The sequence below is a fragment of the Paenibacillus sp. J31R109 genome, assembly GCF_059692055.1.
In genome coordinates this window covers 71,809-82,922 of the sequence record NZ_JCAUAR010000022.1, presented here as the reverse complement: position 1 = coordinate 82,922, position 11,114 = coordinate 71,809, and the positions used below count along the sequence as shown (strand labels likewise).

6 protein-coding genes are annotated in these 11,114 nt (G+C 45.3%); 1 reads left to right on the top strand and 5 read right to left on the bottom strand.

Annotated elements, in window-relative coordinates:
• Positions 1-206: 206 nt before the first annotated feature.
• Positions 207-2,042 (bottom strand): LTA synthase family protein, encoded by a 1,836-nt coding sequence (locus AC58QT_RS31705; RefSeq protein WP_497412499.1) that lies wholly within the window; start codon positions 2,040-2,042, stop codon positions 207-209.
• A gap of 29 nt (positions 2,043-2,071) precedes the next feature.
• Positions 2,072-2,527 (bottom strand): CBS domain-containing protein, encoded by a 456-nt coding sequence (locus tag AC58QT_RS31700; protein ID WP_497412498.1) that lies wholly within the window; start codon positions 2,525-2,527, stop codon positions 2,072-2,074.
• Positions 2,528-2,729: 202 nt separating this feature from the next.
• Here AC58QT_RS31700 and AC58QT_RS31695 point away from each other — a divergent pair, with 202 nt between their 5' ends.
• Positions 2,730-3,149 carry a MarR family winged helix-turn-helix transcriptional regulator gene (locus AC58QT_RS31695; RefSeq protein WP_497412497.1) on the top strand — a complete coding sequence of 140 codons (420 nt, stop codon included), beginning with the start codon at positions 2,730-2,732 and terminating at the stop codon, positions 3,147-3,149.
• 152 nt (positions 3,150-3,301) lie between these two features.
• Here the strand turns inward: AC58QT_RS31695 and AC58QT_RS31690 are convergent, their stop codons facing one another.
• The 3 genes from AC58QT_RS31690 to AC58QT_RS31680 all read right to left on the bottom strand — a co-directional run bounded on the left by AC58QT_RS31690 (position 3,302) and on the right by AC58QT_RS31680 (position 11,083).
• Positions 3,302-7,522 (bottom strand): glycoside hydrolase family 9 protein, encoded by a 4,221-nt coding sequence (locus tag AC58QT_RS31690; protein ID WP_497412496.1) that lies wholly within the window; start codon positions 7,520-7,522, stop codon positions 3,302-3,304.
• Between the two features lie 611 nt (positions 7,523-8,133).
• Positions 8,134-9,486, bottom strand: a complete 1,353-nt coding sequence (locus AC58QT_RS31685; protein ID WP_497412495.1) for a hypothetical protein — start codon at positions 9,484-9,486, stop codon at positions 8,134-8,136.
• A 22-nt stretch (positions 9,487-9,508) separates the two neighbouring features.
• On the bottom strand, positions 9,509-11,083 hold the full coding sequence (locus AC58QT_RS31680) for an ABC transporter substrate-binding protein (RefSeq protein WP_497412494.1): 1,575 nt from the start codon (positions 11,081-11,083) through the stop codon (positions 9,509-9,511).
• Between the last annotated feature and the right edge of the window lie 31 nt (positions 11,084-11,114).

Here is an 11,114-nt window from a genome sequence, read left to right as displayed (position 1 = left end):
AAGGATCCATGGTTCTTTGGGTTACCTTTCACCAGTTAGATTCGAAGAAAACTACTATAAAAATGTTTGTTAATTCTCTTAAGAGGTGTCTATTTTCTTGACAGAGGTCCAGCCATCACTCTATTTCCCGCGAGAATAGCAAAAAGCCCAAGATAAGATGATGGCATCATCTTATCTTGAGCTTGAGTGAATCGTATAATTCCAGGTTACTCAGGCTCCGCACGATCAGGGAGCTGGCTCACAAAGCTATCTGACAATTGCAGCAGCTTCAACGAATGATTAAACTCGTCTTCCGTCGCCGATTGATGCTCGGTGGCGTTGCCGGCAAGTGTAAAATAATTGCCATCCTCAAACCCTTTTCCCGACATAAAGAGTTCTTCGTTGTTTACAAACGAGCCTGTCGGCAGGTAGTAACGTTGGGGCAATAAATTGTAGGATGTCTGATTAAGCAAATCTTGACCAAAGTGAATGTAGTCAGTCAACGAAACACCTAGAAGGTTAGCAACCGTAGGTAAAATATCAACTTGACCACCTAACTGCATTTTCACTTGAGGCGTGGTCACGCCTTCGGACGCGATAATAAGAGGAATATTGATGAGTTCTTTTTCGCCGTATTCATGACCAAGAATCTCCGTCATCAGCGCTTTGTCGTCAGCTTTCAAAGAAAATAAAGGAAGGCCGCGGTGATCGCCGTAGAGAACCACGACACTGTTCTCCCATATGCCCCGCTTTTTCAAATCATCGATAAACAAACCAAGTGCATAATCCGCATAGTTTTCTGCGCGTATATAATCGCCTACAAAGGTGCCCTCGTAACGCTCAGGCAATGTCATCTTATACTTTTCTTCCGGTATCGTAAACGGGTTGTGAGAGCTCATAGAGATGACATGTGCGTAAAATGGTGTTCCTTGCTTTTGATAGCCAGCTAATTCCTCAGCCGTCTTCCTGTACAACACTTCATCGGACGAGCCATAGAAGAACGCATCCTCATCTTTGAAGTATTGCTTATCATAGTACCGATCGTAACCAATGGCTTGATATAAATCATCCCGATTCCAGAATCCAACTTCATTCGTATGGAAATTCATCGTCGTGTAGCCTTGCTTCTGAAGGAGCTTAGGAAGGCTAGGTAAATCCTTCTTCCCATAAACTTGTGTAGCCGCGCCATCGGGAGGTACATAATAAGACGTGTTCACGATGAACTCAGCATCTGACGTGTTCCCTTGACCAATTTGCTGATAAAATTTCGGGAAATAATAGCTGGACCCAGCCAACCGATTCAAATTCGGCGTAATTTCTTTTCCATCAATATGCAATCCGATGAGAAAGTTTTGAAAAGATTCCATTTGAATTATGATCAAATTCTTCCCGCTCGCCGCGCCGTGCAGGACGGGCTGTTCAACGACTGCTTTATTCTTTAAGCTATCAATCGCTGTCTGAGTAATCAGATCGGGACTAATTATTTCTTCTTTCTTCTGAGAAAGCAAATTGTACATTTCATAATTTAAGATGCCCATTTTGCTTGCTTTTACATTTTCATTAAAGGAACTACGGTTAGGAATCACACTAAGTGCACAAAGTAGTAAAGAGAAGCAAGCGACACTAGCAACGATTTTCATGCTAAGCGGCTTCCATTCTCTTGTTTTAGGCTTCATGAATGCAAAGAGTCCCACAATGACAATGTCCAAGAAGAACAGCAGATACTGGGGCTCGATGACAGAGAAAATACTCTTCTGGACTGCGCCAACTTGCTTGGCTTGCGTTAATACATGGTACGTCGCAATAACGCCGAAATGTTTATAATAGATAACGAGTGCAAAAAACAAAACGGTAATAATCAGATCAACAGCCAAATACCAAGCGAGCTTATGCTTCTTCACAACGTACTCAATTACACAATACGTGATCAAAATCGCTGGAATTTCTGTTAACAGAATTCTCGCTGATGGACCTGTTTCAAATAAAATCATCCAAGCGACATAAATTTTAATAACAATAAATAATGGAAATAAAAACAAGCGATGTCTGAGCTTTTCCAACATACAGATAGCTCCTTTCATTTATAACATGGTCAAAAAATGGACTGGAAGGAATGTCGAATTACATCTCCTCTACTAATGATTCCTACGAGTACACCACGGTTAAGAACAGGTAACTTCTTTATCCGTTTCTTACCCAATATCGCCGCGATTTGCTCAATATCCTCTTCAGCATCTACAGCAATCACTTTCTTTTGAGCTATTTTCATCACATTCAAAGGCAGCAAGTTGCGCACTCTATCTTGGAACTCATTATTATCACCTTTGATCACAGCGGTGTATAGATACGACCCGAAAATATAATCATCGTGCTTGCCGATATATCGCATAATATCTCCATCACTAATATAGGCGACGACTTCATTCCGATCGTTCACGACAGGAAGTCCGCTAATTCGATGACTGAGAAACTTCTCAATAACCGCGCGAACCGTGTCTTCCTCTTTTACCTTATACACCTGGCGAACCATAATTTCCTTTGCCTTCAAAATGTGCCCACTCCCGTCTGCTATTGCCTTCTGTTGAAAGAAGAAGTATCATGACACTATATACTTGCATTATACAACTATGTCGAGTGAAGTCAATCCTTATATAAAGTCGTTTACTCCTATTTGGAACATATTCAAATCATTCGCTGTGTGTTACGATACAAGCATAAATGAATGAAAACACCTAAATACGAGGTACACAATGACAAAAACTCCCATTGAATCCATTGAGATTGAATTAGCCGTATTTATACGCCGTTTTATAGCCGCAACTACCAATAAAAAAGTCGGTAATTTGGATCGTGCAGCCTACTTATTACTCCATCAAATTTCCTCTCATGGGTCCGCCGGTGTCAAAGCATTAGCCGAGGAATTCCATCTCGATATGTCGACCATTAGCAGACAAACAGCCGCACTTGAGCAAAAAGGCTATGTGTTTCGAATACCCGATCCGCAAGACGGTCGCGCGTATTCCCTGCAAATTACAGAAAGCGGCATAGCGGAATTGGCGTTAAATAAACAATTACGATTAGCCTATTTAACAAAGCATTTGCAAGATTGGACTTCGGAAGATCAGATAAGGTTCGGTGAATTGCTTCATAAATTTAACTGTACCCCCTAATAATTGTAGGGATATCTCCTCTTACGTAAAATCATTCCTTTGGTTTCCAGAAATTTTGTTTTCGGCACCGTCTTGCGCGTCTCGCAGGGCGGTTTTTCTTTTCGTTACGAAAAAGCTTCCAGTCACATGACTGGAAGCCGCATACCTTATAGCTATTTCGTTACTAGCACATCATCAAAATAGGCTTTCGTATTCGCATACGTCCGTGCTCCGATCTTCCCGCTTACCAGAGACGTATCTACTACACTGAACTGCTGTACACCGTCTTTGTAGACGGTAATTGTACTGCCATTTAAAACAATTTTATACGTGTAAAACGTGTCGGCAGCTATACTAGGATTAGTAAAGCCCAGTACGGTTTTGACGCCAGCGACCGATTTGATTAACTCCATCTTTCTGCCGGTTCGATCATTGTTTTTCAAGAGAAGCAAGTAGTGGTTATCAACGTCTGTGTAGCGAACTAATAGACCTGCATCCTTGTTGCCGTTGGTGTTGTTGGTAATACTGACCTTCGCTTCAAGGGTGTAGTCCGTCCATGTAGAATCACCTGCAACCGAGAAACTGCTGGCGCTGCCCGCTTGCCCGCTGTACTGTGACGATTGTACAGACCAAGTGCCGCTCGTAGGAGTCCAACCCGTCGCAAGGCCGTTGTTAAAATCATTGAAAAGCAATTGCTGCGTAACAGTTGGCCCTGTTTGAACCGCGCTGCTTACTGCATTTGAAGTGGTATCCGTCGTATGGAAATAATAAGAATGGTTACCTACCGGCAATTTGGTTGTATATTTATAAGCCTTACCGTCGCTGTAAGTAACATCTGCTGGATCCACAGCTTCCATTTGACGAACGATACCATCCAAGATAAGCTCCATGGCGAATGGTTTCTCATTTTGCGCGTCCGTGTATGTGGTATTGAAAGTAAAGTTAGTCGCTGCATCACCTGAAGCTTGATCTACACTCATCGCACTAAGTGTCGGCGCTGTTCCACTCGCTACATTCGTAGCTTTAATCTCATCCATAAACATCTCACCATAGCCTACAGCTGTTTGGTTCAACCAGATGGACATGGTCGTTTTCTTTTTATTTATGACAGGTGTAAGGGTGTCCAAATTATAAGATAAATCGGTCCAAGTAGTAGGAACAGTTACCCAGCCGCCTGTCAAATTATAGGTGCGTGTACCATCATTTAATTCAATTTTCATTTTTAAGTTGGTATGGCTTGGATTCTTGACCTTGAAATTGAGATAACGGTAGCCAGATAAATCAAGGAAATCGTGCCAAGGTTGGAATTTAGCATAGGAATTAACGGCCGTCGGCGTTTGTGAGAATTTACCAACCGTTAAGCCATCCAACGTTGTTTTCACGAAGGCGGCTGTCCCCCCATTTTGCGTGTACCAGTTCACCCATTCCCCATTTCCTCCAACCGAACCCCAAATACCGCCACCGCCAAAGTCATCATAAATCAGTGGAGTTGAAGGATCTGGCAAAGGTGCAGCAACTGTGTAGTGTGTGGAGCTGTAACTCTGTTTACCTGAAGCATCTGTGCCTCGGATATCCACACGTTTATTCGCATAGGCAACGGACGCACTTTCATCGACCGTCGCTGCATATACGGCGCCAGAGACAGACATCGGCAGAAATGTGCCTGTCGTACCAGTTGTCGAGTACTGGATGTTGCTCAATCCAGTTGTAGCCCCGCTGAACACGGTTACGTTACCCCGAACATAATCGCCAATCGTTGGTGAGGTAATTGGCAGAACAGATGGTGTCGTTCCTCCTGTGGAACTTGCGGTTGCATTCGCGCTTAATCCCATAATCGTGTAGAGAAGACCCGCTTGAATACTAATGCTGAACTCGTTATAACGCCATTGGTTCGTATCATCTTGATACAGTGAACGATCTTCATACCACGGGCTGACACTTGTTTTATCTTTGGTATCTTTCATATTGGGACCACTGACCATCGCGCCAGGGAACACGACGCCAGCACCGAGTTTGGAATTCGAACCTTCGTCAAATCGGGTATGCGGGTATGTAACGAAGTCTGAACCAATTCCAGAAACCCAACTCATATTCCATGGATTTTCCCCAAAAACCCAGTACATCCCCTTCTCCACCGCGCGCAGCGCTGCAGGATCCTGGAAGAGTTCATAGTAGCGCATCATGTCACCAAGGTAAGATACGTGCGGCTCATTCACGCCGAAATTCTTAAATTGGTTCAGCACGCTATAAGGTGTGTCATCTGCTGAGGACAAGAAGAAGTCAACCTGCTGCTTCAACAGCTGCTGAATGTGAGATTGCGTTGCAGAATCAGCCACAGGGTAGAATTCAGCCAAGGACATCGGTCTCATATCCCAATAGTTTGTTGAGGCCAAATCGGCAAACGTGAGTGTGTTGATATTGGCTGTTGCTGCATTTTTGTAAGATACATTATTTGTTAAAAGGTAGAGCTCAACATCCGCAAGAAGCTTGGAATTTGGAATGCCGCCACGCGTTGAGTAGGAACCTACTGGCCCATTCGGATTAGCGACGACATAATTGTAAAATACAACAGCGGCAGCTTCACAATTGTTCGCGAACGTTGTGAGAGCTGTGACCTTGGCAGGCGCAATATCCCCCTTGGTAATTGCCGTGCGGATAGCTCTTGCTGTTGCTGCAAGCGTTCCAGCTGCTTTCGCTGACCCACCCACGCCTAAGCCGGAGAGCTTGCGATCGTCCGCTGTGCCGTTGATGTTATCGGTCGACTTATTCGGATGAACGAAGCTTGCATTGTTCTTGAGATCATAAATTTCGCCACCGAGTTGATTGGCAAATTTGACTAAATACTCACTGCCAAATACAGCTTCATCGACAAGATCAGGAATACCATTGCTGTCATTATCGAACTTGGAGCTAGCTGCGTCGGCATGCCTTATATAAGCTAAGGCAATTTCACTGCCTACCCACTGATTGCCTCCGTATTTGCCGTAATCTCCGGCATCATACCAGCTTCCCGTTAAGTCATAATGCGTTAATCCATCCGCTGACTGTGCATCGTCCAAATGGCCAGCCGCATGGAAAATATTGGCCGATGGTGCTACCGAGCTATATCCAGCAGGATAGGCATCCGACGTCGCCACACTCGCACGCAAGATACGATAGAACGCTGTCATTTCATCCTTGTAATTCGTCCAAATGTTCGGTTGAATCGCAAATGGGAATGATGAAATGCTGTTACTGACAATGGTATAATTCGTTCCACTTGCTGTGATAGACGAGAAATCGATGGAATAAACGTGCTTATTCCAGAAAAATCCGTCATATGTCATATTTCCTGTGCTCACAACTGTAGCGCCATTTTTGACGACATAGGACAAATCCGTCAACGCAAGTTGTGATGTTACCTTGGCATTCTTAAAGGCACCGGCATTGTAACCTGCTTGGCTAACCGTGACATCAATCACCTGCGCGGTGCTCGTAACGACGGGTCCATTCTGGACTGTCGTCGATACGGGATTCGACGTTAAGTCGGCCGTTCGGAAATAATACGTGTGCGAACCTACAGGAAGTTTCGTAATGTAATAATAGTTTTTGCCATTCGCGTAATTGGTGTCCCCATTGTCCTCTTCCCTCATATCATAGAGGGTATCATCCACAACAAGCTGCATAGCGAATGGCTTCTCGTTGTCCACATCCGTATACGTTGCTTTAAATGTAAACGAGGTATTCTGATTATAGCCACTCGCCGAGTTGGCCGTCATACTACCTGTTAACGTAGGTGCGGTACCACTGCTATCCGTCGATGCAAAGATGTCATCAATGAGTGTCTCCCCATACGTGCCACCGGACTGACGAAGCCAGATTTCAAACCTAGCTGTCTTTTTGTTCAGGGCTGGCGTCAATGCGTTCAAATCAAATTGACTTGTCGTCCAGGTTGTTGGGATCGCAACCCAGCCAGCGGTTAAGTTATAATTCGTCGTTCCGTCCCCGACCACAACGCGTATAAGTGAATTCGCGTAACCCGGATTTTTCATGGTGACATTCAAGTAACGATAGCCCGTCAAATCAACCGTCTCATTCATAGGCTGAAATTTGGCCCACGAAGAACTCGAAGTCGGTGTTTGAGTAAACAATCCTACCTGACGTGAATCCACAGTCGTCTTCGAAAAAGTACCTGTACCACCAGCTTGGTTAAACCAGTTCATCCAATTCTGTTTGTAAAGACCTCCTCCACTGAAGTCGTCGTACATTAGTGGATTTGCTGGACCTGGCAGTGGCGTAACAGCAGCTGAGCTTGTGCTTGGCGCGATCAGAAGCGCGTTTAAGGCGAGAATCAGCCCTAAGCAAAGACACCAAAATTTACTTACCCTTCCTTTCATCCGAGTGGTGCTGGACATTAACATTCCTCCCATGCTAAAAGTATGGTGAAATCGCTTACAAACTAATTATACTTAACCTTCTTAGGCCGAGCGATGATGTAAACTCGACTTCTTGTGATGGATTCTGGTTGATGTTTGGCGGAGAGTAAGTGCGCATAATCAGCTGGAACAAACGTGCCTCCCTACCCACTGAGTTAGTCGGTTTCATCGACTATCTCCTTACTCAATGACACATCTGCACCCGAATCACTTCTCCCGAACCACCAGCAGTCCGATTTTACCGAACTATTTCCGCTGCCCAATCACTCTTCCTTTCATTAGTCCGAATTTGCCCAACTAAACCGCCGAAATCAGTCATCCCCCACGAAAAATGGTTATTTAGTTCGGCATAATCGGACTATTGGTCATTTTTCACGCTGAAACCGCGATTTAGTTCGGGGAAATCGGACTATACGCGGATTCCGGCGTCGCAAGGAGACGCTTTTAACTCACCCGGCAGCGGAATCAAAAGCTTTGCGCAAGCACCCCGGCGGCAGCAGCATAAGCTTAGCGCACCAGACAGAGCGCACAAAGCTCCTACTAACGCCCTGCAATAAAAAGAAGCCCCGCACCCGCGAGGCTCCCTCAACTCACTGCTTTTTGCTTAACACCAAGCGAATCGTTCTCTTCTCGCCCGTCAGATTGAAGCGAAGGAAAACCAACTCATCCTTAATCTTCTTCGTCTCTACATCACCTGAGCAGCTTTCGATCTCATAGCCGCCTAGCTCATCATCCCAGTAAACCAGCCCGAACGGCATCGGCTTCCAGTTGCCGATCTCGTACACTAGCTCGATCCGATCGCTCGTTTTCTCGTACGTGGTGATGAATAACGGGGGAACTTTTTCCTCGAATTCATCCTGCATGTTCCACTGGCCGACATAGTTGCGGACAAGCCGTGGTTTGCATTCCCCTTTGACGAAAATCATCTGACACTGGCTGTCATAGAAGAGAAACGTATCCGGCCAAGGGCCAGGGGCCACACCGCCAAGTGTCATCGTATAGTCGTTCACTTCCGGGCGAATCGGCTTATCCTTGGTTAACATGTAGGACTTCGCCGTACTTGCATTGTGCTCATGATACATTGCAAGCGCCTTCGGCACTGTTGTCAGGGTTGCACCACATCCCGCCACATAGGCGAAGAATCGGTCTAGCATCCCTGCGCAAGCCTCCACGTGTGAAGCCGGAAACACTTGAAAGCGATCGGTGAACTCCATCTCATGCGCCTCTTGCTGCTGAAGAAAAAACACCTGATCATTATGGTCCGTATTTTCCAAATATTCGTCAAACAACATCTGCCAATACGTAATATCGTCGCCAGTACACAATCCAGCGCGCAGCACATCATTGGGGTCAGTCGAGTAAATGACCGGACTGCCTGTGTGATACGACGCGTGCAAATCACGAGCCGTCCACTCGCAGGCGACCACCTGACCTTTACCCGGATGCGGCACTTTGTACCGATGGCTATCAACATACCAGGAGCCCCACGGGATACCCTTATGAGTAATCCCGTCCCACCATACTTGCTCCCAACAATAACCCCACATGCCCTGGAAATCCAGTTCCTCCAGTACTTCGATCACTTCATTGTAAATCTTGCCTCTGGCTGCAACCTTGGTCGTCGCCCAAGGAAATGCTTCTTGCACGAGCTGCCAATCGCTCGCAAGCCTGGCTTTAAATGCGTCCTTGGACATCCCGCAATCTTCCATAAAGAAAGGGCTTTGAAGAATGATATCATCGCCATAGGCCTCATGCCATTGCCGAATTTGCTCACCCAGTACGGGAACTGAGCCACGGTTGACGATCCATGTCACGGGTATGCCATGCGCATGGGCTAATCTTGCTGTCCGCTCTACACCATCAACCGCTACTCCACGTCCCCAAGGGGTATCATAATGAGACGCATAGCTGACGAACGTGTAGATGAGGTTCTGGGGTTTCAACGTGAATCACCTCTGGCTCTTCTTATTTTTTGTTCTCTTTCCACCAAGCATCGATTTGCTTCTGTAGCTCAGCACTCACTTTTTCAAGTCCTGCTGCTTTCAGCTTCGCGTTACGCTCATCGATCAGTTTGGATGGATTAGGAACAGCTCCTGTGGCGATCACTTTGTACTCATTCACAATCGTCGTCAATTGCGCAACCTCGTTCTTCACATTCGTATCATCGAAAACAAATCCAATTAATGGGAAGCGCTTCGCGTCATTGTTGAATTTTTTCCAGCTATCATACAGATCATCAGGTTGACCTGGTTTCATGTAGTTCAGGAATTGGTTACCCAGTACCCAGAACACTTGGCTGTCATAGCCAGAATCTTTGATTGGCTCGATGCGGTTAGGTCCCACTTTTTTATAGTGCTTACCTTCGATCCCATTCACTAAAAGATTGATCACATACGGATCTGTATGCAGATAGTTGAGTACCATCATGGCTCTCTCTGGATTTTTCGATGTTCTGGAAATAGACAACATGGAACCTGTAGCCAGATCTGTCGTCACAATTGGCTCCTCAATAACGTGGGAAACCCAGTCATACGCGCCGTTATCGGCAATCTTCAACTCAATATCAGAACCTGGCTTCCACACGGTCGATTGCACCCAAATTTTACCCTGCTTACGGATCTCCCCAATATTGGTCGTTACCGTAGCTGCATCCGCATTCGTGTATCCTTTTTCAAAATATTTACGGTACGTCTCGGCATCGGCTTTATTCAAATCCACGATATCTTGATCCAGCACTGTTTTGACCTTCATATCCGTTGACTTATAATCCAAGAAGAACGTCGGCATTTTACCAGGAGTTGGCCCGATTGGACGATAATTCGATTTGGATTCATACATCATGAAGCTTGAACCATTCGCAGTCCCGCCAGAGACATAGTTATTGATGATATCGGGATTATCTTTTTTAATTTTTTCAAAATACGGTTCCAATTCTTCTACCTTATTAATCTTATCAATCGGAATTTGATACTTATCAATGATATCCTTACGGAATGTCCAGGCTTTCCCCTGTGTGATTTCTTTATCCGTTGGAATCGCATACAATTTACCTTTAAAGCGTGGTGCCTCTAGATAGAGCGGATGAAGCATTTTTTTCGTTTCTGGTGCAAATTTATCGAGCAGCGAATCGAGCTCAAGGAAAGCTCCTTTGGTTACGTTAGCAGAAAAATCTAACCATGACGCTGTAAATACGAGATCCATCTTTTCCCCCGTATTCATCATCAGCTCGGTCTTTTTCTTGTAATCTGCAGATGCAATAGGCTGCAGGGAAACCGTTGTGTTAATTTTTTCTTTCAAATATTTATTCAATTCTTCCTGTACGAGGGCATCGTCCTTCATCGGTTTTGCTTGATAGAGGAGAGATACATCATAAGGCTCCAAAGCTGCTTTCGGACTAGCTGGAGCTGCTGAACTGGCAGCAGTTGCAGCAGGGCTTGCTGAGGTACTTACTGTTTTGTCACTTGAACACGCTGGTAGTACAGCGGTTAAACCTAGTGCTAGCGCCATTGGGGCTAGCATCACTGACTTTCTACGTTTCATGGGTGGACCCTCCTATAAAATATGTTATATG